25 protein-coding genes are annotated in these 23,948 nt (G+C 61.3%); 20 read left to right on the forward strand and 5 right to left on the reverse strand.

Annotated features, from left to right (window positions below; genetic code table 11):
• Window positions 1-16 precede the first annotated feature (16 nt).
• Window positions 17-1,591: a hypothetical protein gene (locus AB7M32_RS25400; RefSeq protein WP_454251753.1), complete on the forward strand. Its 1,575-nt coding sequence runs from the start codon at window positions 17-19 to the stop codon at window positions 1,589-1,591.
• 94 nt (window positions 1,592-1,685) lie between these two features.
• On the opposite strand, the gene uraH is transcribed toward AB7M32_RS25400, so the two are convergent.
• Window positions 1,686-2,039 (reverse strand): hydroxyisourate hydrolase, encoded by a 354-nt coding sequence (gene uraH, locus AB7M32_RS25405; RefSeq protein ID WP_072406509.1) that lies wholly within the window; start codon window positions 2,037-2,039, stop codon window positions 1,686-1,688.
• A 413-nt stretch (window positions 2,040-2,452) separates the two neighbouring features.
• Here uraH and puuE point away from each other — a divergent pair, with 413 nt between their 5' ends.
• The 6 genes from puuE to AB7M32_RS25435 all read left to right on the forward strand — a co-directional run bounded on the left by puuE (window position 2,453) and on the right by AB7M32_RS25435 (window position 8,230).
• Complete coding sequence (gene puuE, locus AB7M32_RS25410) at window positions 2,453-3,394, forward strand: allantoinase PuuE (protein ID WP_454251754.1); 942 nt, start codon at window positions 2,453-2,455, stop codon at window positions 3,392-3,394.
• Window positions 3,391-3,906 carry a 2-oxo-4-hydroxy-4-carboxy-5-ureidoimidazoline decarboxylase gene (gene uraD, locus AB7M32_RS25415; protein ID WP_072406513.1) on the forward strand — a complete coding sequence of 172 codons (516 nt, stop codon included), beginning with the start codon at window positions 3,391-3,393 and terminating at the stop codon, window positions 3,904-3,906. The genes puuE and uraD overlap by 4 nt, the downstream gene beginning before the upstream one ends.
• 67 nt (window positions 3,907-3,973) lie before the next feature.
• On the forward strand, window positions 3,974-4,969 hold the full coding sequence (gene alc / locus AB7M32_RS25420; protein WP_454251755.1) for an allantoicase: 996 nt from the start codon (window positions 3,974-3,976) through the stop codon (window positions 4,967-4,969).
• Window positions 4,970-5,090: 121 nt separating this feature from the next.
• Entirely contained in the window at window positions 5,091-5,594 is a 504-nt protein-coding gene (locus AB7M32_RS25425; protein WP_454251756.1) for an ureidoglycolate lyase, read from the forward strand.
• Between the two features lie 51 nt (window positions 5,595-5,645).
• Complete coding sequence (locus AB7M32_RS25430) at window positions 5,646-6,941, forward strand: urate hydroxylase PuuD (protein WP_454251757.1); 1,296 nt, start codon at window positions 5,646-5,648, stop codon at window positions 6,939-6,941.
• Window positions 6,942-7,444: 503 nt separating this feature from the next.
• Window positions 7,445-8,230 (forward strand): outer membrane protein OmpK, encoded by a 786-nt coding sequence (locus AB7M32_RS25435; RefSeq protein ID WP_454251758.1) that lies wholly within the window; start codon window positions 7,445-7,447, stop codon window positions 8,228-8,230.
• A gap of 130 nt (window positions 8,231-8,360) precedes the next feature.
• Here AB7M32_RS25435 and AB7M32_RS25440 read toward each other — a convergent pair whose 3' ends face one another.
• Entirely contained in the window at window positions 8,361-9,521 is a 1,161-nt protein-coding gene (locus tag AB7M32_RS25440; RefSeq protein ID WP_072406521.1) for a patatin-like phospholipase family protein, read from the reverse strand.
• A 35-nt stretch (window positions 9,522-9,556) separates the two neighbouring features.
• On the reverse strand, window positions 9,557-10,489 hold the full coding sequence (locus AB7M32_RS25445; protein ID WP_072406523.1) for a lipid A biosynthesis lauroyl acyltransferase: 933 nt from the start codon (window positions 10,487-10,489) through the stop codon (window positions 9,557-9,559).
• A 118-nt stretch (window positions 10,490-10,607) separates the two neighbouring features.
• On the opposite strand from AB7M32_RS25445, the gene minC reads away from it, so the two are divergent.
• The 7 genes from minC to AB7M32_RS25480 all read left to right on the forward strand — a co-directional run bounded on the left by minC (window position 10,608) and on the right by AB7M32_RS25480 (window position 16,277).
• The gene (minC, locus tag AB7M32_RS25450; RefSeq protein ID WP_092328440.1) at window positions 10,608-11,345 is read left to right on the forward strand and encodes a septum site-determining protein MinC; all 738 of its coding nucleotides are present in this window, start codon (window positions 10,608-10,610) and stop codon (window positions 11,343-11,345) included.
• 201 nt (window positions 11,346-11,546) lie between these two features.
• Window positions 11,547-12,359 carry a septum site-determining protein MinD gene (gene minD, locus AB7M32_RS25455; protein WP_003179114.1) on the forward strand — a complete coding sequence of 271 codons (813 nt, stop codon included), beginning with the start codon at window positions 11,547-11,549 and terminating at the stop codon, window positions 12,357-12,359.
• The gene (gene minE, locus AB7M32_RS25460) at window positions 12,359-12,613 is read left to right on the forward strand and encodes a cell division topological specificity factor MinE (RefSeq protein WP_003179111.1); all 255 of its coding nucleotides are present in this window, start codon (window positions 12,359-12,361) and stop codon (window positions 12,611-12,613) included. Before minD ends, minE begins: the two co-directional genes overlap by 1 nt.
• A 102-nt stretch (window positions 12,614-12,715) precedes the next feature.
• The gene (locus AB7M32_RS25465; RefSeq protein WP_018612476.1) at window positions 12,716-13,351 is read left to right on the forward strand and encodes an RluA family pseudouridine synthase; all 636 of its coding nucleotides are present in this window, start codon (window positions 12,716-12,718) and stop codon (window positions 13,349-13,351) included.
• A 38-nt stretch (window positions 13,352-13,389) separates the two neighbouring features.
• A complete protein-coding gene (locus AB7M32_RS25470) occupies window positions 13,390-14,493 on the forward strand; it encodes a hypothetical protein (RefSeq protein ID WP_454251759.1) in 1,104 nt (367 codons plus the stop codon).
• 100 nt (window positions 14,494-14,593) lie between these two features.
• Window positions 14,594-15,883, forward strand: a complete 1,290-nt coding sequence (locus AB7M32_RS25475) for a M18 family aminopeptidase (RefSeq protein WP_014339686.1) — start codon at window positions 14,594-14,596, stop codon at window positions 15,881-15,883.
• A 211-nt stretch (window positions 15,884-16,094) separates the two neighbouring features.
• Entirely contained in the window at window positions 16,095-16,277 is a 183-nt protein-coding gene (locus tag AB7M32_RS25480) for a hypothetical protein (protein ID WP_072406531.1), read from the forward strand.
• A 7-nt stretch (window positions 16,278-16,284) separates the two neighbouring features.
• On the opposite strand, the gene AB7M32_RS25485 is transcribed toward AB7M32_RS25480, so the two are convergent.
• The gene (locus AB7M32_RS25485) at window positions 16,285-17,013 is read right to left on the reverse strand and encodes a UTRA domain-containing protein (RefSeq protein WP_072406533.1); all 729 of its coding nucleotides are present in this window, start codon (window positions 17,011-17,013) and stop codon (window positions 16,285-16,287) included.
• A 349-nt stretch (window positions 17,014-17,362) separates the two neighbouring features.
• Between AB7M32_RS25485 and AB7M32_RS25490 the strand changes: the two genes are divergently transcribed.
• The 6 genes from AB7M32_RS25490 (at window position 17,363) to AB7M32_RS25515 (ending at window position 22,764) form a co-directional block, all read left to right on the forward strand.
• Entirely contained in the window at window positions 17,363-18,430 is a 1,068-nt protein-coding gene (locus AB7M32_RS25490) for an ABC transporter substrate-binding protein (RefSeq protein ID WP_454251760.1), read from the forward strand.
• Between the two features lie 212 nt (window positions 18,431-18,642).
• The gene (locus tag AB7M32_RS25495) at window positions 18,643-19,449 is read left to right on the forward strand and encodes an alkaline phosphatase family protein (protein ID WP_207282603.1); all 807 of its coding nucleotides are present in this window, start codon (window positions 18,643-18,645) and stop codon (window positions 19,447-19,449) included.
• Window positions 19,450-19,454: 5 nt separating this feature from the next.
• Window positions 19,455-20,291 carry an ABC transporter permease gene (locus tag AB7M32_RS25500; protein WP_161951765.1) on the forward strand — a complete coding sequence of 279 codons (837 nt, stop codon included), beginning with the start codon at window positions 19,455-19,457 and terminating at the stop codon, window positions 20,289-20,291.
• On the forward strand, window positions 20,278-21,078 hold the full coding sequence (locus tag AB7M32_RS25505; RefSeq protein WP_454251761.1) for an ABC transporter permease: 801 nt from the start codon (window positions 20,278-20,280) through the stop codon (window positions 21,076-21,078). Before AB7M32_RS25500 ends, AB7M32_RS25505 begins: the two co-directional genes overlap by 14 nt.
• The gene (locus tag AB7M32_RS25510) at window positions 21,075-22,064 is read left to right on the forward strand and encodes an ABC transporter ATP-binding protein (protein WP_060741107.1); all 990 of its coding nucleotides are present in this window, start codon (window positions 21,075-21,077) and stop codon (window positions 22,062-22,064) included. Before AB7M32_RS25505 ends, AB7M32_RS25510 begins: the two co-directional genes overlap by 4 nt.
• A gap of 46 nt (window positions 22,065-22,110) precedes the next feature.
• The gene (locus tag AB7M32_RS25515) at window positions 22,111-22,764 is read left to right on the forward strand and encodes an HAD family hydrolase (protein ID WP_454251762.1); all 654 of its coding nucleotides are present in this window, start codon (window positions 22,111-22,113) and stop codon (window positions 22,762-22,764) included.
• A gap of 110 nt (window positions 22,765-22,874) precedes the next feature.
• Here AB7M32_RS25515 and AB7M32_RS25520 read toward each other — a convergent pair whose 3' ends face one another.
• Window positions 22,875-23,837 carry a zinc-binding dehydrogenase gene (locus AB7M32_RS25520; RefSeq protein WP_454251763.1) on the reverse strand — a complete coding sequence of 321 codons (963 nt, stop codon included), beginning with the start codon at window positions 23,835-23,837 and terminating at the stop codon, window positions 22,875-22,877.
• Window positions 23,838-23,948: the final 111 nt, after the last annotated feature.

Below are 23,948 nucleotides of genomic sequence, written 5' to 3' on the forward strand. Positions count from 1 at the left end.
AAGAGCGCAAACGTCAATGAGCCCCAGAAAAAACACCCGCCCCAACGTTCCAACTTCGCCTCCCGATACGCCCCACGGCAGTCGCGATACCACACCCGAAAGCTTGCCCAGGAGCCCCATCAGGGTCGATGGCAGCGATTCGTCGTCCGGCTCGTTGCCTGGGCGACAAACCGAAGCCGCTGACGCCCAGCCCACGGTGGTCCAGGTAGCGGAACTCACCTCCCAGGCCGCCATCGCCCATGTGCCCGCCTCGCTATCGCTGGACAACTATTACCTTTCCCCCGAGCTGATCCCCATGCTGTCGGCCCCGGACCCGACCTCCGGGATCCAGACATTCAGGACCCGGACTTACGTCAAACTTGCCGAAGGTGGGACGGTGCTATTGGGGCGCGATGCCGACCAAAACTACCGGGCGCGCTCAAGCGCTGAGCTCGTTGCGTCCGGCCCCCGCCTGGAACAAGTCGAAGGCAGCCTGCTGTGGCGGCAGGTTTCCCACGGCAGCGACGCCACGCTCACCATTACCCGCTACAACGTGCCGGACGATGATCCTCTGGAAGGGCCCGCGCCCAAGCGCCAGCGCACGGCGCCACCCTCCAGCGAAGTCGCAGTGGAAACCACCCCGGTTTTTCGCAAGGAATGGGGGGTCGAGCCAAAGCTCACCCTGCCGGCCTTCATCACCATCGGCGACGTTCACTATAAGCGGGTGACACGTGTCGACGCACGGGACTACCCCATTGCCTACATCCAGCAACCTGGCCATCCCGCCTATGATTTTGACCTGCTGGAGGCCATCCTCAGGCATACCCCGGACGAGCAGCCCCGAAGCGTAATCCGCGTGCCGCCGGACAACCATTGGGAGATCGATGCCAGGCTTCCCTTCGAGAAACCGCTGACGGCTTATGTCAGGGAAGTGTTTCCCGAGGTCACCACAGTCACCCTGGAAAATATCGCCAGAAGGCAGTTCGAACTCGCGAACAGCTCCTCGATCGCCGACGCTGCGGGCCTGACCGCACTGAGGCAGATTTTCCATAGCTGGAAAAACGCCGTTCCCTCGCCCCATCCGCAATGGACCGACCCCTTGCTGATGCTGCCCGTGCTCCCGACCTCTTCAGGGATCACGAGCGCTTCGCGTTCGATAGACCTGCCCATTTCCACCTCGACGGGGAGGCTGGATCGGCTGGATTTCGACCCCCTACGGTTCCCGCGAGAGTGGAATTTCTTCATGTCGACCTACTCGCCGATGGACCTCAAGCGCTTCATGGCCGGCATCCTGACGCGTAATGGCTACACGGTCATGGAGCCCAACAGTTTCAATAGCTTTCCGGCGCTGGTGTTTCGGCGCACCGGGCATGAGTATGTATTTTTCATGAGCCTGCATCGCACTCGCATGCCGAAACTCTCCCTGCCCACCCACATGAATCCCAACACCACCGGCATCAACCTGGAGACCCAGGTCGGCGACGCTGCCGCACAAGCGGTCAAGGACGCCCATCAGGCCGGCAAAATCATCTGGCTAAAGGGCGGTTCACAGATCCGGCCTGGTTACGCGGACACTGTCTTTATCATTCGGGATGACAACGCCAGGCTGTAGGCTGGCGGCAAAAAAAAGCCCGCAGTGTGAGCGGGCGAAAAACCAAAGAAGCGCCATGCGCAGTCGCTTCCAGGAGAGGCAGCTGCTTGGGGGATCAGCTGCCTCGATAGGTGGAATAGGCGTAAGGCGAAATCAGCAGGGGCACGTGATAATGCTCCTGCTCGGCCGAAATACCGAAGCGCAGCACCACCACATCCAGGAACGCCGGATCGGGCAGTTGGACGCCACGGGCGCGGTAGTAATCGCCAGCGTGAAATTGCAACTGATAGACGCCCGAACGGTAGTCGTCCCCTTGCAGCAACGGTGCATCGCAGCGGCCATCGCTGTTGGTCTGCGCGCTGGCGACCAGCTGCAATTGCGAGCCCTCCACCCGGTACAACTCGATCTTGATCGCGCTGCCCGGGCAGCCATGTGCAGCATCCAAAACGTGAGTAGTCAAACGTCCCATTGCTTGTGCGCGCCTCGCTGCGGGGCAGCCCGGCACGACGCCTCCTGATCAGTTGAAAGACAGGCCGCACCGTTTCGGAGCACGAAACGCCACGGCGATGAGAGAATTAAGACACTTTAAAAGAAAATTGTACACAATAAAAAATAAACATTCCGTTCATGGACTGCGCGACGGCGCGCCGGCCTCAGCCTCAAGCAAACCAAATGAAAACAAGATCCTCCTGACCATTCATTGACCAAGTGGGCAGGTTTCTTGCAGTGTAGACTAGCCAGGGGCCGCGGTGAAAAATGCAGAAAATCAGGCTTACAAATCGCACATAAAGTTGTATACAATCATTCCATCGTCGTGACGCCAGCCTATATTTTCATCATCAGGGCGCCACCCACATGGTTCGAACAAGAAGGAAGACTGCAGTGAGCGCTGACTACCCACGCGACCTGATCGGTTACGGCAATAACCCTCCCCATCCCCAGTGGCCGGGCAACGCCCGCATCGCCCTGTCCTTCGTGCTCAACTACGAAGAAGGTGGCGAGCGTAACGTCCTGCATGGCGACAAGGAATCCGAAGCGTTCCTCTCGGAGATGGTCGCCGCGCAACCGCTGCAGGGCGAGCGCAACATGAGCATGGAATCGCTGTACGAGTATGGCAGCCGTGCCGGTGTCTGGCGGGTGCTCAAGCTGTTCAAGGAATTCGATATCCCACTGACCATTTTCGCCGTCGCCATGGCCGCCCAGCGTCATCCGGACGTGATTCGCGCCATGGTCGCCGCCGGTCATGAAATCTGCAGCCACGGCTATCGCTGGATCGATTACCAATACATGGATGAGGCCCAGGAGCGCGAGCACATGCTCGAAGCGATCCGCATCCTCACCGAAATCACTGGCGAGCGTCCGCTGGGCTGGTACACCGGCCGCACCGGCCCGAACACCCGCCGGTTGGTGATGGAGGAAGGCGGTTTCCTCTATGACAGCGACACCTACGACGACGACCTGCCCTACTGGGAACCGAACACCCCGAACGGCAAGCCGCACCTGGTGATCCCCTACACCCTCGACACCAACGACATGCGTTTCACCCAGGTGCAGGGTTTCAACAAGGGCGACGACTTTTTCCAATACCTCAAGGACGCTTTCGACGTGCTGTATGCCGAAGGTGCCGAGGCGCCGAAGATGCTCTCCATCGGGCTGCATTGCCGGCTGATCGGCCGCCCTGCACGTCTGGCATCCCTCAAGCGCTTCCTCGAATACGTCAAAGGCCATGAACACGTCTGGTTCAGCCGTCGTGTCGACATCGCCCGCCACTGGCAGCAGGCCCACCCGTACCAAGGGGCTTCGAATCCAGGAGCCTCGAAATGACCGCCTTCCAGACCCTCAAACCTTCCACCTTGAGCCGTGAAGCCTTCGTCCGGGCTTTTGCCGATATCTACGAACACTCGCCCTGGGTCGCCGAAAAGGCGTTTGACCTGGGCCAGGATCCCTCGATCGACGAGATCGAGACCCTGCACCAGCGCATGAGCGACATCCTGTTGAGCGCCGATCACGCCAGCCAACTGGCGCTGATCAACGCTCACCCGGACCTGGCCGGCAAAGCCGCCGTCCAGGGCCAACTGACCGAAGCCAGCACGAACGAACAGGCCGGCGCCGGTATTCACCAATGCACGGCCGAAGAGTTTCAACGCTTCACCGAGCTGAACGACGCCTACAAGGCCAAGTTCAAGTTTCCCTTCATCATGGCGGTAAAAGGAAGCAACCGGCACCAGATCCTCGCGGCGTTCGAAACGCGCATCCATCATTCGGCAGACGCCGAATTCAAATGCGCGCTGGCAGAGATCAACAAGATCGCGTTGTTCCGATTACTGACCCTTTAGCGAGCAGTCCTGAACCCTGGAACCTGCAAGCATCCCCAGCCAACTTATTTAAAGGCAGACAAGAAGAATGAAAGCTTACGCCGTACCTTTCGAGAAGTTCGTCAACCTGGCCGACGCCCGCCTGGGCACCAAGATCATCTCGGTCACCGATGACTGGTTCGCCGACGCCAACCGCCTGTTCCAGCCGACCCCGGCCGTGTGGAAGGAGGGCGTGTTCGATGATAACGGCAAGTGGATGGACGGCTGGGAATCGCGGCGCAAGCGCTTCGAAGGCTACGACAGCGCGGTGATCCGCCTGGGTGTGGCGGGCTCGATCAAGGGCGTGGACATCGACACCTCATTCTTCACCGGCAACTACCCACCGTCGGCCTCCTTGGAAGCCTGCTTCCTGACCGAAGGCGAGCCGGACGAAAACACCCAGTGGACTGAAGTGCTGTCGGCCGTCGAGCTGCAAGGCAACAGCCACCACTACCACCAAATCAGCAACGACCAGGCCTTCAGCCACCTGCGCTTCAACATCTATCCCGATGGCGGCGTGGCCCGGTTGCGGGTCTACGGCATTCCGTACCGCGACTGGTCGGCCGTGGGCGACAACGAACAGATCGACCTGGCCGCCGCCCTCAATGGTGGCCGCGCCCTGGCCTGCTCCGACGAGCACTTCGGCCGCATGAGCAATATCCTCAACCCGGGTCGTGGCGTGAACATGGGCGATGGCTGGGAAACCGCCCGTCGTCGCACCCCGGGCAATGACTGGGTCATCGTCGCCCTGGGCCATGCCGGCGAGGTCGAGAAAGTCATCGTCGACACCCTGCACTTCAAGGGCAACTACCCCGACAGCTGCTCGATCCAGGGCGCGTTCGTCAAGGGTGGCACCGACAGCCAGATCGAAACCCAATCGCTGTTCTGGCGCGAACTGCTGCCGAGCCAGAAGCTGGAGATGCACGCCGAACACACCTTCGCCGAGCAGATCAAGGCCCTGGGGCCGATCACCCACATCCGCCTCAATGTGTTCCCCGATGGTGGCGTGAGTCGCCTGCGGGTGTTGGGCAAGGTATCGAAATAAGGGTGAACCCAAATCGCGAGCAAGCTCGCTCCCACATTTGAAATGCATTCCCCTGTGGGAGCGAGCTTGCTCGCGATGGCGGCACAACAAACAACACAGAATTCAAGGTAAGAAGACCAGCATGCGCACACTCAAGATCGAACCGTTGACCAAAGAAGCCTTCGCCCCGTTCGGTGACGTGATCGAAACCGACGGCAGCGATCACTTCATGATCAACAACGGTTCGACCATGCGCTTCCATCGCCTGGCGACGGTGCAAACCGCCTCGCCGGACGATCAGGCGATCATCAGCATCTTCCGCGCCGACGCGCTGGACATGCCGTTGACCGTACGCATGCTGGAGCGCCATCCGCTGGGCAGCCAGGCCTTCATTCCGCTGCTCGGCAACCCCTTTCTGATCGTGGTCGCGCCACTTGGCGATGCACCTGTATCAGGCTTGGTCCGCGCCTTCGTCACCAACGGCAGGCAGGGCATTAATTACCATCGCGGCGTCTGGCACCACCCGGTGCTGACGATCGAAAAGCGGGATGACTTCCTGGTGGTTGATCGCAGTGGCACAGGCAATAACTGCGATGAGCATTTTTTCAAAGAGGATGAGTGTTTGATCCTCGCCCCCCACCAATAAGAGAAGGTCCGATCACGCGCAGACAAGCGTGACGGGCGAGAGGTAAAGACTGTGGAAGCACATATGCTGGAATGGCTGAACCTGAGCGTGCGCTGGGTTCACATGATCACTGGCGTGGCCTGGATCGGCGCGTCGTTCTACTTCGTCTGGCTGGAAAACAACCTCAATCGCGTCAACCCCAGGAGCGGCCTGGCCGGTGACCTGTGGGCGATCCACGGTGGCGGCATCTACCACCTGGAAAAATACAAACTCGCGCCACCGTCCATGCCGGACAACCTGCACTGGTTCAAATGGGAAGCCTACTTCACCTGGATGTCGGGCATCGCCTTGCTGTGCGTGGTGTTCTATTGGAACCCGACCGTCTACTTGCTGGCCCCCGGCAGCGGCCTGAGCGGCCCCGAAGGCGTCGCCTTGGGTATCGGCTCGTTGTTCGTCGGCTGGTTCGTCTATTCCTTTCTCTGCGACTCGGCCCTGGGCAAGCGCCCTGCCTTGCTCGGCCTGATCCTGTTCGTGCTGTTGATCGCCGCGGCCTACGGGTTCAGCAAGGTGTTCAGCGGTCGCGGTGCCTACCTGCATGTCGGAGCGGTCATCGGGACGATCATGGTGGGCAACGTGTTCCGCATCATCATGCCGGCCCAGCGCGCGCTGGTGGCGGCGATCGCCGAGAACCGCACGCCCGATCCTGCGTTGCCGGCCAAAGGCCTGCTGCGCTCGCGTCACAACAACTACTTCACCCTGCCGGTGCTGTTCATCATGATCAGCAACCACTTCCCGAGCACTTACGGCAGCCAATACAACTGGTTGATACTGGCCGGTATCGCCGTGGCGGCGGTGTTGGTGCGGCATTACTTCAACACGCGCCATGACAGCAACCGGTTTGCCTGGACGCTGCCGGTCGGCGCCCTGGCGATGATCTGCCTGGCTTATGTCACGGGTCCCAAACCGATGCCCAGCGCACCGGACGTGGCCAAGGCGCCCCGCGTGATCGAGTACCAACCGTTGCCGGAAACGGCAGTGGGTGGCGGCGCGAAACCGGCGACCGCCCCGGCCGCACCGGCACCCACTCAGGCCGCCAACGCCCAGGGCCCCTCGTTCGAGAAGGTCCACAGCGTGATCCAGGAACGCTGCTCGGTCTGCCACTCGGCCAAGCCCACCAGCCCGCTGTTCAGCGCCGCGCCGGGCGGGGTGATGTTCGACACGCCGCAGCAGATCCAGCAACAGGCCGCGCGCATCCAGGCCCAAGCCGTGACCAGCCAGATCATGCCGTTGGGCAACATCACGCAGATGACCCAGCAGGAACGCGACCTGATCGGCGCGTGGATCAACCAGGGCGCGCGCACCAACTGAGCCACGCGCGCCAACACCGTTAATCGTCATACCGCTGACAGGTCGACCGGCACACCACCGGTCCCCCGTCAGCGACTGCCTGCGCCTCAACAATAAAAACAAGAGGAAAGCACCCGATGACCAACCCCCGCCATCACGCCCCAAATTCGCCGCCCATGCGCTGTTGCAGGGCACTTGAGCCCTTCAAGGCAAGCCCGTATCCTGCGCGGCCGTTTGAGGCAGGCCTACAACAAAATCCCTTCCGATCCTGACCAGACCGCCAACTTGTTGCGGCGTTGGCGGACATGACGCGCCCCTGAAAACAGCTTTTCCGACTGATCAAAAAACCGCAGGGCACGCCATTTCCGGTTTTTCCCGGACTTGGCTCAGCGCTTGCTATCAGCATTCGCCACGCTCAAAAAGCTGACCGAACGGATGTTTTTTTCATCCATGGGAAAAGGCGCCACACCAGAGCGCTGACCTTAAAAAAATTGCGGTACCACTTACCTTTGGGAGCAAACCGAATGAAACGTACGTGCACCAGCCTGATACTCGCAGGATCCTTGCTGGTCGCAGGCCAGGCGATGGCCGACGACCTGTTGCAATGGCAGAACAACAGCCTGACCTACCTGTATGGCAAGGATTTCCAGGTCAATCCGCGTATCCAGCAGACCGTGACCTTCGAACACGCCGATGCCTGGAAGTACGGGGACAACTTCTTCTTCCTCGACCGGATCTTCTACAACGGCCAAGACGACAGCCAGTCCGGCCCGAATACCTACTACGGCGAGTTCAGCCCGCGCCTGTCGTTCGGCAAGATCTTCGACCAGAAGCTGGAACTGGGCCCGATCAAGGATGTACTGCTGGCCATGACCTATGAGTTCGGTGAAGGCGACAACGAGTCCTACCTGATCGGTCCAGGCTTCGACCTGGCCATTCCCGGCTTCGACTACTTCCAGCTGAACTTCTACAACCGCCAGACCGAAGGCCCGCGCGCCGGCGACAACGTCTGGCAGATCACTCCGGCCTGGGCCTACACCGTACCGGTGGGCTCTTCCGACATCCTGATCGACGGTTTCATCGACTGGGTGGTGGACAACGACACCAACGACAAGGGCACTTACCACGCCAACCTGCACATCAACCCGCAGATCAAATATGACCTGGGCAAGGCCTTGAAGCTTGGCGCCAAGCAGCTGTATGTGGGCGTGGAGTATGACTACTGGAAGAACAAATACGGGATCGAAGACAGCGAAGGGTTCAAGACCAACCAGAGCAACACCAGCTTCTTGCTCAAGTACCATTTCTGATCTGACTCAGTCTCAGGCCCCCCCTGTGGGAGCGGGCTTGCTCGCGAAGGCGACTGAACATTCAATATCAGTGCAAGCTGATCCACCGCTTTCGCGAGCAAGCCCGCTCCCACAGGGGCTCGAGATGGACTCATCCCTGAGCCAACCCCAGGAACCGGCTCAACGCCTCGCGCTGCGCCAGTGCATCCTGGCGCCCCAACTCGATCAGCTCGCGGCAATACCCCGCCTCGAACAACAGGTAGCTCAACACCCCCGCGCCACTCGTCTTGGTCGCGCCCGGCCCACGCAAGAACACCCGCAACGCACGGGGCAGTTCCTGACGGTGGCGAGCGGCGATTTCATCGATGGGCTGGCTTGGCGAAATCACCAATACCTCCACTGGCGCCGCGCCCAGGGCATGGGCCGGTACATCGTCGGGCAGCAGGTGGCTGAAACCGTTCAAGCGTTGAAGCAACTCGATGTCACTTTCCAGGCTGTCGATGAAGGTGCTGTTGAGCATATGGCCGCCGATCTGCGCCAGGGTCGGTTGCAGGCCGGTGTAACTGCGCTCGGAAGGATCCTGCCCACCGGCGCCACGGGGGTTGCCACTGACGCCGATCACCAGCACGCGATTGGCCCCCAGGTGCAAGGCCGGGCTGATGGGCGCCGATTGCCGCACCGCGCCGTCGCCAAAGTATTGCGGACCGATCTTGACCGGCGCGAACAAGAGCGGAATCGCCGAGCTGGCCAGCAGATGCTCCACTGACAACTGCGTCGGCACACCGATGCGGCGGTGGCGCAGCCAGGCATCGATGGTGCCGCGCCCCTGGTAGAAAGTGACGGCCTGGCCGGATTCATAACCGAATGCCGTCACCGCCACCGCCCGCAGTTGCTGCTCGGCGATGGCCAGCTCGATACCCGAGGCATGGAACTGGGCCTGGAGCAGTTCCCGCAATGGCGAACTGTCGATCAGCGCCACGGGCAACTTGGCCCCCAGGCCCAACAAGCTGTGGGTGATGAAGCGCGTCGCCTGGGCCAGCACGCCGCGCCAGTCGCTGCGCATGACCTGATGGCTGCGCACCGCTTGCCAGAACGCCGTCAGCCGTTCGATGGCGGTCTTGAAATCCATCGCCCCGCTGGCCAGGCTGACCGCGTTGATCGCTCCGGCCGAGGTGCCGACGATCACCGGAAACGGGTTATCCGCGCCGTCGGGCAGCAATTCGGCAATCGCCGCCAATACCCCCACTTGATACGCCGCCCGAGCCCCACCGCCGGAAAGAATCAAACCTGTAACCGGTTCAGCTGGGGTCATCGCAATGCTCCGTGCTCAAGGTGATATCAAACAACTCAGCCGCGTTTGTCGTACAGCTTGGGCTCGCCCGGTGGACGGCTCTTGAAGCGTCGGTGGGCCCAGAGGTACTGCTCGGGACAATCGCGCACCGACTGCTCGACCCATTGATTGATGCGGATGCAATCGGCTTCCTCGGTCTCCCCCGGGAAGTCCGTCAGCGGAGCCTGGATCACCAGACGATAACCGCTGCCATCGGCCAGGCGCTCCTGGGTGAAAGGCACCACCAGCGCCTTGCCCAGGCGGGCGAACTTGGTGGTGGCGGTGACCGTCGCTGCCTGGATGCCGAACAGCGGCACGAACACGCTTTGCTTGGCGCCGTAGTCCTGGTCCGGCGCATACCAGATCGCCCGCCCGGCCCGCAGCAGCTTGAGCATGCCCCGCACGTCGTCACGCTCCACCGCCAGGGAATCGAGGTTGTGTCGCTCACGACCCCGGCGCTGAATGTAGTCGAACAACGGGTTCTTGTGCTCGCGGTACATGCCATCGATGGTGTGCTGCTGGCCGAGCAAGGCCGCGCCGATTTCCAGCGTGGTGAAATGCAGCGCCATCAGGATCACGCCCTTGCCCTCGCGCTGGGCCTGCTTGAGATGTTCCAGCCCTTCGACATGGGCCAGTTTCGCCAGCCGCGAACGCGACCACCACCAACTCATGGCCATTTCGAAAAAGGCGATGCCGGTGGAGGCAAAGTTTTCCTTGAGCAGCCGCTTGCGTTCGGCAGCGGTCTTTTGCGGGAAACACAGTTCCAGGTTGCGCCGGGCGATGCGCCGTCGGTCGCCGGCCACCCGGTACATCAGCGCCCCCAATGCACGACCGACCCGCAGCAATAACGGATAAGGCAATTGCACGATCAGCCACAACAGCCCCAGGCCACACCACAGCAGCCAGAAACGCGGATGAAAAAATGCAGCTCGAAAACGCGGGCGATCCATTACAACTTCCATTAAGACATGGGCCGCGCATTCTACATTGTTCGACCCGGGTTGCGGCTGGCGGACGATCTCGTTATAAGTCTCGGCACTTTTAGTGACAAGCCGTTGTACGCCGACCATGAGCCAAACCGAACCGCTAGACCAAGATCCCGTGTTCCAGCTGAAGGGCAGCATGCTCGCCATTACGGTGCTGGAACTGGCCCGCAACGACCTGGAGAGCCTTGACCGGCAACTGGCGGCGAAAGTCGCCCAGGCCCCGAACTTCTTCAGCAATGCCCCCCTGGTGCTGGCCCTGGACAAGCTGCCGGCCGGCGAAGGCTCAGTGGATCTGCCAGGCCTGATGCGCATTTGCCGCCAGCACGGTCTGCGCACCCTGGCGATCCGCGCCAGCCGCATCGAAGACATCGCCGCCGCCATCGCCGTGGACATTCCCGTGCTACCGCCGTCCGGCGCCCGGGAGCGCGTGCTGGAACTGAGCCCGGCCGAAGCGAAGAAAGCCCCGGAAAAACCACCGGAGCCCACCATCAAGCCAACGCGGGTCATCACCTCGCCGGTGCGCGGCGGGCAGCAGATTTATGCCCAAGGTGGCGATCTGGTCATCGTGTCGTCGGTCAGCCCGGGGGCGGAACTTCTGGCCGATGGCAACATCCATGTATACGGCCCGATGCGCGGTCGAGCGCTGGCCGGCGTCAAGGGTGATACCAAAGCCAGGATCTTCTGTCAGCAATTGAGCGCTGAGCTGGTTTCCATCGCCGGGCAGTACAAGGTCTCCGAGGATTTGCGTCGCGACCCGTTGTGGGGGGCCGGCGTTCAGATCAGCCTGTCGGGCGACGTGTTGAACATCATTCGGCTTTAACGGATACTGCCGCATTTTCCAAGCATCTCTAAAACGAGCGAAAACGGCTTAAACGACGTAGGAAAAAGGATCTGGCAGTGTTTACCGGAGGTAGACCCCGCCCGACAGCCGATTCCAGCCAAGCCTGTCCAATTGCAACGGTTTTCCAGAGATGTTTTTCAGGGGCTGACAAAGTCCCTTTTTCCTTAGGGGTGAAACACCTTGGCCAAGATTCTCGTGGTTACATCCGGCAAGGGTGGTGTGGGTAAGACCACCACCAGCGCCGCTATCGGTACCGGCCTCGCTCTGCGCGGCCACAAGACAGTCATCGTCGACTTCGACGTCGGTTTGCGTAACCTGGACCTGATCATGGGTTGCGAGCGTCGCGTGGTCTACGACTTCGTCAACGTGGTCAACGGCGAAGCGAACCTGCAACAGGCCCTGATCAAGGACAAGCGCCTTGAGAACCTCTACGTGCTGGCCGCCAGCCAGACCCGCGACAAAGACGCGCTGACCCAGGAAGGCGTGGAAAAAGTCCTGATGCAACTCAAGGAAGACTTCGAGTTCGTGGTCTGCGACTCCCCGGCCGGTATCGAGAAAGGTGCCCACCTGGCCATGTACTTCGCCGATGAGGCGATTGTCGTGACCAACCCGGAAGTGTCGTCGGTCCGTGACTCCGACCGCATGCTGGGCCTGCTGGCGAGCAAATCCCGCCGCGCCGAGAAGGGCGAAGAGCCGATCAAGGAACACCTGCTGCTGACCCGCTACAACCCGCAACGGGTCAGCGATGGCGAGATGCTGGGCGTCGAAGACGTCAAGGAAATCCTCGCGGTGACCCTGTTGGGTGTCATCCCGGAATCCCAAGCGGTACTCAAGGCTTCCAACTCCGGCGTGCCGGTGATTCTCGACGACCAGAGCGATGCCGGCCAGGCATACAGCGATGCCGTCGATCGCCTGCTGGGCAAGACCGTGGAGCATCGTTTCCTCGATGTAACGAAGAAAGGTTTCTTCGAGCGCCTGTTTGGAGGTAGGTAATGAACCTTTTTGACTTCTTTCGTGCCAACAAAAAGCCCAGTACCGCCTCGGTCGCGAAAGAGCGTCTACAGATCATCGTGGCGCACGAACGCGGCCAACGCAGCACCCCTGACTACCTGCCGGCCTTGCAGAAGGAACTGGTGGAAGTGATCCGCAAATACGTCAACATCGGTAGCGATGACGTGCATGTGGCGCTGGAAAGCCAGGGCAGCTGCTCGATCCTGGAACTCAATATCACCCTGCCGGATCGCTGATCGCCCCGGCGGGAGCCACGGCGGCTCGGGTCCTTCTCCTCCCACCCTTGGGTTTGAGAAGGGCCCGAGCCGCCGTTGGCGTTTGTAACGAGACTGTTTTCAATGCCCCTGTCCAACATCCGCATCATTCATCAGGACGCCGCTGTCCTGGTGGTCGACAAGCCGACCCTGTTGCTTTCCGTGCCCGGCCGGGCCGACGACAACAAAGATTGCCTGATCACCCGCCTGCAGGAAAACGGCTATCCGGAAGCGCGAATCGTGCACCGACTGGACTGGGAAACCTCCGGCATCATCCTCTTGGCCCGTGACCCGGACACCCATCGCGAACTGTCCCGGCAATTTCATGATCGCGAAACCGAAAAAGCCTACACGGCGTTGTGCTGGGGCCAACCGGAGCTGGACAGTGGCAGCATCGACCTGCCCTTGCGCTACGACCCGCCGACCAAACCCCGGCATGTGGTGGACCATGAACAGGGCAAACACGCCCTGACCTTCTGGCGCGTACTGGAACGTTGCGGCGACTGGTGCCGGGTCGAGCTGACGCCGATCACCGGGCGCTCGCACCAATTGCGCGTACACATGCTGTCCATCGGTCACCCGCTGCTGGGCGACGGGCTCTACGCCCATCCGCAGGCCCTCGCCGCCTGGCCACGCCTGTGCCTGCACGCCAGCATGCTGAGCTTCACCCATCCGCAAAGCGGCGAGCGCCTGCGCTTCGAGTGCCCGGCACCGTTCTAGATCCGTAGAAAAATGGCTTCATCCGATAAAGGCTTGGCATGCAGGTTATTGATTTGCAGGAAACACCCGTCAAAAAAGTCCGCCACCAATTGCTCTACCTGATCTACGGCGACAAGGACGCTTATCGCCACGAAGCCAAGTTCAGCATCCTCACCGCCCTGGCCCACGGCAATCCGGCGACCCTGCCCAGCATCAGGATCCTGACCGACCGACCTGAGGATTATCGCGGCTGGCCGGTCGAAACCCTCGCGCTGAGCCCGCAGTTGCTGGCCGAGTGGCAAGGCAACAACGGTTACATTCACCGGCGCAAGGCCTGTGCCATCGCGGCCGGCCTGACGTTGGCGGAGAAGACGCTGTTCGTCGACACCGACACGCTGTTCCTCGCCGATCCCGACCTGCTGTTCAAGCAAATCCAGCCAGGGCAGTACCTGATGGACAGCTTCGAATACCACTGGGACTACGTCTGCAAACGCGAGGATTACCTCAAGCTGGGCACGCGCCTGCGCGCCCACGGCATCACCCCGGACAACAGTTTCAAGCTCTACAACAGCGGGTTATGCGGTGTGACTGACAAAGACGGGGCGCTGCTGGCCCAGGCCGTCGGGCTGATCGATGAATGGACCGAAGGTGGCTTCGACATCCACACCATCGAACAGATCGCGATTTCATTCGCCTTGCGCAACCAGACCATTAACGAAACCAACAAGCACGTCTATCACTACTTCGCCGAGAAGCGCTTCTTCCACACCATGCAAGCGTACTTCTTTGCCCAGCACGGCGAGGCATTCAGTGCGCAGTTGGTGGAGCGTTGCCATGAGGTTCCGCGCACCCGGCCTTTCCCGTCGGCCTGGCGGCGGCTGAAAATCAAATGGAAGTTGCGCAATCACAGCGGCCCCTTGCACAGGATCGGTCGCGACCTGCTGTATGGCAGCGCGGCACCGGAGCATCCTTACTACAACCTCTGCCGGCACCATTGGTGGGATTCGGCATCGCGGGAAATCCTTCGCCTGGACCCGAAGCACAAGCAACAGCTGTTCGGCCAACTGGAGCATTGGCCGCAGCACCTGCCAGAACCGTCCAAGGCGCAAGACAAGCCCCTGATCATGGCGCACTTGCGCAAGCGGATCACGGCCTCGGGCTGATCGATGGCGGGACCGTGGAACAGTCCGCGACGGGGGATTGGGCCTGCAACGCAGGCTGTCGATGGGGTAAACTCCCGCCCATCGCTGTCTGGAGTGACTTATGCGCGCAGAGTTGAACCAAGGCCTGATCGACTTCCTCAAGGCCTCCCCTACCCCGTTCCATGCCACCGCCAGCCTGGCCAAGCGCCTGGAGGCGGCCGGCTATCAGCGTCTTGACGAACGCGAGACCTGGGCCACCGAGGCCAACGGTCGCTACTACGTCACGCGCAACGATTCCTCGATCATCGCCTTCAAGCTCGGCCGCAACTCACCGCTGCACGACGGCATTCGCCTGGTCGGCGCCCACACCGACAGCCCTTGCCTGCGAGTCAAGCCACAGCCGGAACTGCAACGCCACGGGTTCTGGCAACTGGGTGTGGAAGTCTACGGCGGCGCACTGCTGGCGCCGTGGTTCGACCGCGACCTGTCCCTGGCCGGGCGCGTGACCTTCCGCCGCGATGGCAAGGTCGAAAGCCAGTTGATCGATTTCAAGGCGCCGATCGCCACGATTCCGAACCTGGCCATCCACCTCAATCGCGAAGCCAACCAGGGCTGGGCCATCAACCCGCAGAACGAACTGCCGCCGATCCTCGCCCAGTTCGCCGGTGACGAGCGCGTCGACTTCCGTGCCGTGCTCACCGATCAACTGGCCCGCGAACACGGCCTGAATGCGGACGTGGTACTCGATTACGAGTTGAGTTTCTACGACACCCAAAGCGCCGCGGTCATTGGCCTGCACGGCGACTTCATTGCCGGCGCGCGCCTGGACAACCTGCTGTCGTGCTACGCCGGCCTGCAAGCCTTGCTGAACGCCGACACCGAAGAAACGTGCGTACTGGTGTGCAACGATCACGAAGAAGTTGGCTCGTGCTCGGCCTGTGGCGCCGACGGCCCGATGCTGGAACAAACCCTGCGTCGCCTGCTGCCTGAAGGTGAAGAGTTCGTCCGCACCATTCAGAAATCCCTGCTGGTGTCGGCGGACAACGCCCACGGCGTGCACCCTAACTATGCCGATAAGCACGACGCCAACCACGGCCCCAAGCTCAACGCCGGTCCGGTGATCAAGGTCAACAGCAATCAGCGCTACGCCACCAACAGCGAAACCGCCGGGTTCTTCCGTCACCTATGCATGGCCGAAGAAGTGCCGGTGCAGAGCTTCGTGGTGCGCAGCGACATGGGCTGCGGCTCGACCATCGGCCCGATCACCGCCAGCCAGCTGGGCGTGCGCACCGTGGACATCGGCCTGCCGACCTTCGCCATGCATTCGATCCGTGAACTGTGCGGCAGCCATGACCTGGCGCATCTGGTGAAGGTGCTGAGCGCGTTCTACGCCTCTCGCGAGTTGCCATAACCGCCCCGAAGGCATGATGAACCCTGTGGGAGCAAGGCTTGCCCGCGATGAAGGTGATGCGACTTTTCCAGAAATCGAGTCGCCTTCATCGCGAGCAAGCTTTGCTCCCACACAGTGTTCGCCTCAGGATCGCGGGTGATGTGACACACATCACCACAACCCGACAAAACCCCAACTAGACTTGCCTTATCCCCCTGACAAGGCCGTCTCCATGGTTTCCATGTCTGCGTTCAACACCATGCTGGTCCCCATCATCGCCGGCATGATCCTGCTGGCCATCGGCTTCAACTTCCGTGACAAGAACGTCGGGGTCTTCGCCATGTGGATCGGCATGTTGCTGATCCTCGCCACCGTGTTATTCAGGATCCTGGCCAAGCTCAACGAGTCAGCCTGAGTTCACCTCAAGCGGGCGGTTGCTCGGGCACATCCACCCCGACATGGATCGCGTCGTGTCGCCAGAACTCCAGGTCGCAGTCGATCAGCCGCTGGTGCTGGTCATAGTTGACCCGTGCGATGCGAAGCCCGGGGCTACCCGCCGAAACCCTCAACGCCGCTGCCGCTTCCGGTTGTAAAGAGGTGGGCACGATTTCGAACTTCACCCGGCCGTAGTGCAGGTCGTAATGGCGGGCGTACAGTTCGGTGATGGACTGGTTGAGATCGAACTCGAGGATGTCCGGAAAGTATTGCGGGTTCAGGTAATGCTCCACGTACAGCACCAAGCGCTCATCGATACGGCGCACGCGGCAGATCTGGATCACGCTGGACAGCGCCGGCAGTTGCAACCAGGCACACACGGCCGCCGACGCCGGTTGCAGGCGCGCCGAGATCACTTGGGTAGAAGGCACACGTCCCTGGGCCTCAACCATGGCGTGGAAATGGCTGCGCTGCATCAGGTTGTAGGCCAGGCGCGGCGGCGAGACGAACCAGCCCCGGCGCTCCTCCCGATAGATCTGCCCCTGGGCTTCGAGCTGCAACAGCGCCTCGCGCACAGTAATCCGCGTGGTCCCGAACAATTCACTGAGCTTGCGCTCGGCCGGCAACTTGCTGCCGGGCGCCAGCAACCCGTGGTCGAGTTGCTCTTGCAGGACCTGTCCGATGGCTGTCACCGCTTTGGTTGCATCGATGCGCATCAACGTTACCTATCTGGACTAGACCAGCACTGTTTCGGGGCAGGATCGAGGCTTCATCGATCCGCTTAGGGGTCCAGCAAGCCTAGGCACTGCACATGACTGGCAGATGACAGAGCCGCCGAACGGTCGTTGTGCCAGCGTGCAAATTAACGGCCAAGTCCTTTCAGATCAGCTGTTTAACCATGGTCTACGCTTAATTCGCAGCCAACCTCCACGAGCCGGGTATTTCCGGGAGCCCCCGACACCGACATCAAAATGTCACAGGGCTCGCCTACATTGGCTCAGGTATTGCTGACCTAGACCAACACAACCGCAATCGCAGCGTTGAAAACGCCCATAGGAGCTTCGGATGAAACAGCTTTTCCTGGCATCACTGTTAGGCTCGACCATTGCCATATGCACCGCCGCCATGGCCGCTGACACCGATCTGAAAACGTTGGAAGCCGCTGCGAAAGCGGAAGGTGCCGTCAACAGTGTCGGCATGCCCGATGACTGGGCAAACTGGAAAGGCACCTGGGATGACCTGGCCAAGATCTATGGCTTGAAGCACATCGACACCGACATGAGCTCGGCCCAGGAAATCGCCAAGTTCGCCGCCGAAAAAGACAACGCCAGCGCCGACATCGGCGACGTCGGGGCGGCGTTCGGCCCGATCGCGGTCAAGCAGGGTGTGGTCCAGCCCTACAAGCCAAGCACTTGGGAACAAGTGCCCGCCTGGGCCAAGGACAAGGACGGCAACTGGGCATTGGCCTACACCGGCACCATCGCCTTCATCGTCAACAAGAAGCTGCTGCACGGTTCCGAAGTGCCGACCAAATGGGCTGACCTGAAGACCGGCAAGTACAAAGTCTCCATCGGTGACGTGAGCACCGCGGCCCAGGCCGCCAACGGCGTGCTGGCGGCGGCCCTGGCCAACGGCGGCGATGAGAAAAACCTCCAGCCGGCGCTGTTGATGTTCGCCGAAATCGCCAAGCAAGGGCGCCTGTCCATGGCCAACCCGACCATCGCCACGATGGAAAAAGGTGAAGTCGAAGTCGGTGTGGTCTGGGACTTCAACGGCCTGAGCTACAAGGCCAAGATGGCCAACCCGGATGACTACGTCGTGCTGATTCCGTCCGACGGCTCGGTCATCTCCGGCTACACCACCATCATCAACAAATACGCCAAGCACCCGAACGCCGCCAAGCTGGCCCGCGAGTACATCTTCAGCGACGCCGGCCAGATCAACCTGGCCAAGGGCAACGCCCGTCCGATCCGCGCCGAGCACCTGAAACTGCCGGAAGAGGTCCAGGCCAAGCTGCTGCCGAACGAGCAATACAAAGGCGTGACCCCGATCAAGGATGCGGATGCGTGGGAGAAAACTTCCAAGGCACTGCCGCAGACGTGGAATGAACAAGTCATCGTCGAGATGAAGTGAGGCGCTAGCTCCCGCCCGGATATCCACTGGCAATCCAATGGTGGGGGCAGGCCCTGCGGGAGCGAGCTTGCTCGCGATGAACGATGACACGGTGTTGCTGTTGAACCGTGGCGCCTTCATCGCGAGCAAGCTCGCTCCCACAGAAGCTCGCTTCCACATTGGATCTGCGGTGAGTCCGAGCTTTCTGGTTTCCATCCGGAGTCCTGGTATCCATGAAGCACAACGTCATCCTGGTGGTGCTCGACGGTCTCAACCATGAGGTCGCCCGGCATGCCATGGGGCATTTGCAGGCTTATGTCGGCGCAGGACGCGCGGCCCTCTACAAACTGGAATGTGAGTTGCCCGCCCTGTCCCGCCCACTCTACGAATGCATCCTCACCGGCGTCGTGCCCATCGACAGCGGGATCGTGCACAACAATGTCACGCGCCTGTCGAACCAGCGCAGCATTTTCCACTACGCCACCCAGGCCGGCCTGAGCACAGCGGCTGCGGCGTACCACTGGGTCAGCGAGCTCTACAACGCTTCGCCCTTCGTGGCCGGTCGCGACCGTCACACCGACAACCCCGACCTGCCGATTCAATACGGGCATTTCTACTGGAATGACCACTACCCCGATTCCCATCTGTTCGCCGACGCCGAACACCTACGCCAGCGCTACTTGCCGAACTTCCTGCTGGTGCACCCGATGAACATCGACGACGCCGGCCACAAGCACGGCCTCGACACCCCGCAATACCGCAACAGCGCCCGCTCGGCCGACATCAACCTGGCGGTCTACCTGCAAGCCTGGCTAGACGCCGGTTACCAGGTGCTGGTGACCTCCGACCACGGCATGAACAACGACCGCTCCCACAACGGCCTGCTGGCCGAAGAACGGGAAGTGCCGCTGTTCGTCCTGGGTGACAGCTTCAGTTTCGATCCCGCTGCCACGCCAAGGCAGACCGAGCTGTGCGGCACCATTTGCCAATTGCTCGGCGTCGACCACGACAAACCCTATTGCCAGGAGTTACTCAAGTGAACGCCATGACGCGCGGCAAATGGCTGGCAGCGTTGTGCCTGGTGCCCTTCGCGATTTTCTTCATCGTGTTCCAGATCGCCCCGCTGCTCTGGGTGCTGGTCAACAGCCTGGAATCGGAAGAGTTCGGCTGGGGCTTGGCCAACTTCAGCAAGATTTTCAGTTCCAAGTTCTACCTGCAAGCTATCCAGCACAGCCTGGAGATCAGCTTCTGGTCCAGTGTGTTCGGCATCGTCATCGCCGTGCTCGGCAGCTACTCACTGCGCCGCGTGGATTCGCGGCTGCGCAACTTCGTCAATGCCTTCGCCAACATGACCAGCAACTTCGCCGGCGTGCCCCTGGCCTTCGCCTTCATCATTTTGCTGGGGTTCAACGGCAGCATCACGATCATGCTCAAGCAGGCGGGGATCATCGAGGATTTCAACCTGTATTCGAAAACCGGGCTGATCATTCTCTACACCTACTTCCAGATTCCCCTGGGCGTGCTGCTGCTCTACCCGGCCTTCGACGCCCTGCGCGAAGACTGGCGCGAATCCGCCGAGTTGCTCGGCGCCAGCGGCTGGCAGTTCTGGCGGCACATCGGCTTGCCAGTGCTGACCCCGGCGCTGCTGGGCACCTTCGTGATCCTGCTGGCCAACGCCCTCGGCGCCTACGCTACGGTCTACGCGTTGACCACCGGTAACTTCAACGTACTGCCGATTCGCATCGCCGCCATGGTCTCCGGCGACATTTCCCTCGACCCGAACCTGGCCAGTGCCCTGGCCGTGGTGCTGGTGGCGTTGATGACCGTGGTGACCATCGTCCATCAGTTGCTGCTCAAGAGGAGCTACCATGTCTCGCGCTGAACCGGGCTCCGTCGGGCTCTATCATCGGGCGGTGGTGTACCTGCTGTTCGCCATCCTGCTGCTGCCCCTGGCCGGCACGCTGGTCTACTCCATCGCCAGCAGTTGGTCGGCCACCGTGCTACCCAGCGGCTTCACCTTCAAATGGTATGTGCAGTTGTGGGGCGATCCGCGCTTTCTCCACGCCTTCGGTCAATCGTTGCTGGTCTGTGTCGGTGCGCTGGTGCTCTCGGTGGTGTTGATCCTGCCGCTACTGTTCGTGGTGCATTACCACTTCCCCAAACTCGACGCGCTGATGAACATTCTCATCCTGCTGCCGTTCGCAGTGCCGCCCGTGGTGTCGTCGGTAGGGTTGTTGCAACTCTATGGCTCCGGGCCGCTGGCGATGGTCGGTACGCCGTGGATTCTGATCGGCTGCTACTTCACCGTCGCCCTGCCGTTCATGTACCGGGCGATCACCAACAACCTGCAAGCCATCAACCTGCGCGACCTGATGGACGCCGCTCAACTGCTTGGCGCCAGCACTTTCCAGGCCGCGTTCCTGGTGGTGCTGCCGAACCTGCGCAAGGGCCTGATGGTGGCGCTGCTGCTGTCCTTCTCGTTCCTGTTCGGCGAATTCGTGTTTGCCAACATCCTCGTCGGCACCCGCTATGAAACCCTGCAGGTCTACCTGAACAACATGCGCAACAGCAGCGGCCACTTCACCAGTGCGCTGGTGATCTCCTATTTCTTCTTCGTACTGGTCCTGACCTGGGCGGCCAATATCTTGAACAAGGACAAAAGCCAATGAGCTACGTCAGCGTCCAACATCTGCAAAAAAGCTATGCCGGCACCCCGGTATTCAGCGACATCAACTGCGAGATTGCCAAGGGCGAATTCGTCACCCTGCTCGGCCCTTCCGGTTGCGGCAAATCCACGCTGTTGCGCTGCATTGCCGGCCTGACCGCGGTGGATGCCGGCCAGATCATCCTCGACGGACAGGACATCGTCCCGCTGAGTCCTCAGAAACGCGGCATCGGCATGGTCTTCCAGAGCTACGCCCTGTTCCCGAACATGACCGTGGAGCAAAACGTCGCCTTCGGCCTGCGCATGCAAAAGGTCGACGCCTCGGACAGTCGCCAGCGCGTGCTGGAGATCCTGCGCCTGGTGGAGCTGCACGATTTTGCCGCCCGCTATCCCCATCAACTCTCCGGCGGCCAATGCCAGCGTGTCGCCCTCGCCCGCTCCCTGGTCACGCGGCCGCGCCTGTTGTTGCTGGACGAGCCGCTGTCAGCCCTGGATGCGCGGATTCGCAAGCACTTGCGTGAACAGATCCGACAGATCCAGCGTGAGTTGGGCCTGACCACGATTTTCGTCACACATGACCAGGAAGAAGCCCTGACCATGTCTGACCGGATTTTCCTGATGAACCAGGGAAAGATCGTACAAAGCGGCGATGCCGAAACCCTTTACACTGCGCCAGTCGATGTCTTTGCCGCCGGCTTCATCGGCAACTACAACCTGCTGGACGCCGACAGCGCGAGCAAACTGCTGCAGCGGCCGGTGAACGGTCGCATCGCCATCCGCCCGGAGGCCATCGAGCTGAGCCGCAGCGGCCAGGCCGATGCGCTGATCCGCAGCCACAGCCTGCTGGGCAACGTCATCCGCTACCGGGTCGAAGCCCGTGGCGTGGAATTGGTGGTGGACGTGCTCAACCGCTCGGCCGCCGACCTGCATCCCGATGGCGCACGGTTGGCACTTTCCATCGATCCATCGGCGCTGTGTGAGGTAGCCTGATGGCTTTGTTGATTTTGAAGCTGATCTTGAAAAGGGAAACACGCTGATGGCCCTGGCAATTTTTGATCTGGACGAAACCCTGATCCACGGCGACTGCGCCACCCTCTGGAGTGAACAGATGGGTCGCCTGGGCTGGGTCGATCCCGAGTCGTTCATGCGGCGCAACAACGAGCTGATGGACGCCTACAGCCACGGCAAGCTAAGCATGGAAGAGTACATGGACTTCAGCCTGGAACCGATGATCGGCCGCACACCGGAGGAAATCGAGCACTTGGTGGCGCCGTGGGTGGAAGACTTCATCGAACCGATCATCTTCAGTGACGCCACCAAGACCATCGCTGAACACCGCAAGGCCGGCGACCGGATCCTGGTGATCTCGGCCTCGGGCACGCATCTGGTCAGGCCGATTGCCGAACGCCTGGGCATCGATGAGATCCTGGCGATCGAGCTTGAAGTGGCCCATGGCGTGTACAGCGGCAAGACCGTAGGCACCCTGACCTACCGTGAAGGCAAGATCGCGCGGCTGCTGGATTGGCTGGATGCCGAGGAGGAGAATCTGGAAGGCGCGAGTTTCTATTCCGACTCGCGCAACGACCTGCCGTTGTTGCTCAAGGTCGATCACCCGCACGTGGTGAACCCGGACCCGGTGTTGAAGGCCCATGCCGAAGCGGCCGGGTGGCCAGTCCATAGCTGGAAATAAGCAGTCCCGTGGGAGCGAGCTTGCTCGCGATGGCGGTCGCACACTCAACAACTTTGTTGACTGTCACACTGCTATCGCGAGCAAGCTCGCTCCCACAGGTCTGCGCAGAATCAGTTCAGGCTCTCATCAATCACCAACACCAACTTGCCCGACACCTGGTTGGTCGCCAGCTCCGCGAACGCTGCTTCGGCGTCCTTGATCGCGAAGGTCCGGGCCAACTGCGGGCTCAGGCACTTGTCGGCAAACAGCGGCCATACCTGTTGCCCCAGCTCACTGATCAAGTCGGCCTTGAACTGATCGTCACGGCTGCGCAGGGTCGAGCCGAGCAGGTGGATACGCTTGCCCAGCACCTGGGCCAGATCGAGCTCGGTCGAGCGCCCGCCCATCAGGCCAATCAACACCCAACGGCCGTCAACTGACAAAAGTTTCACGTTGAGTTTTGCGTAGCTGCCACCCACCGGATCGAGGATCACGTCGAAGGGGCCGAGGTCGTTCAAACCCTCCAGGCCATCGGTGCGTACCACCCCGCCCTGGGCGCCCAGGGCCTCGCAATAGGCGAGACGATCGGCGGAGCCGACACTGACCCAGCACGGGTTGCCAAACGCCTTGCACAGCTGGATCGCGGCCGAACCGACGCCGCTGGCCCCGGCATGCAGCAGCACCTTCTCCCCCGGTTTGAGCGCCGCCAGCTGGAACAGATTCAGCCACGCGGTGCTGTAGACCTCAGGCAGCGCGGCCGCTTCAGCCAAGGACAAGCCCTCTGGCACCGGCAGCACATGCCGGCCATCGACCACCACCTCCTCGGCCATCCCACCGCCGGCCAGCAACGCACAAACCCGGTCGCCCACCTGCCAGGACGAGCCCGGCCCGACCTCGCTGATCACCCCGGAACACTCCAACCCCAACACCTGGCTGGCGCCAGGTGGCGGCGGGTAAAGCCCGGCTTTTTGCAACAAATCGGCCCGATTCAGGCCGGCGGCCGCCACACGGATGCGAACTTGCCCCACATCACACGTCGGGCTCGGCTCATCTGCCCATACCACTTGGCCTTCAACGCCTTGCAATGCTTTCACGGTGCCTCCATAGTGAGTCTCGACTGGGCCCGCTGCTTCAACGCCGGGCTTTCTTGCATTATGCGCCCGGGCCACATGGAACCGGCGACTTCAAAGACGGCCTAATATGCG

It is taken from the genome of Pseudomonas sp. R151218B TE3479, assembly GCF_053629195.1.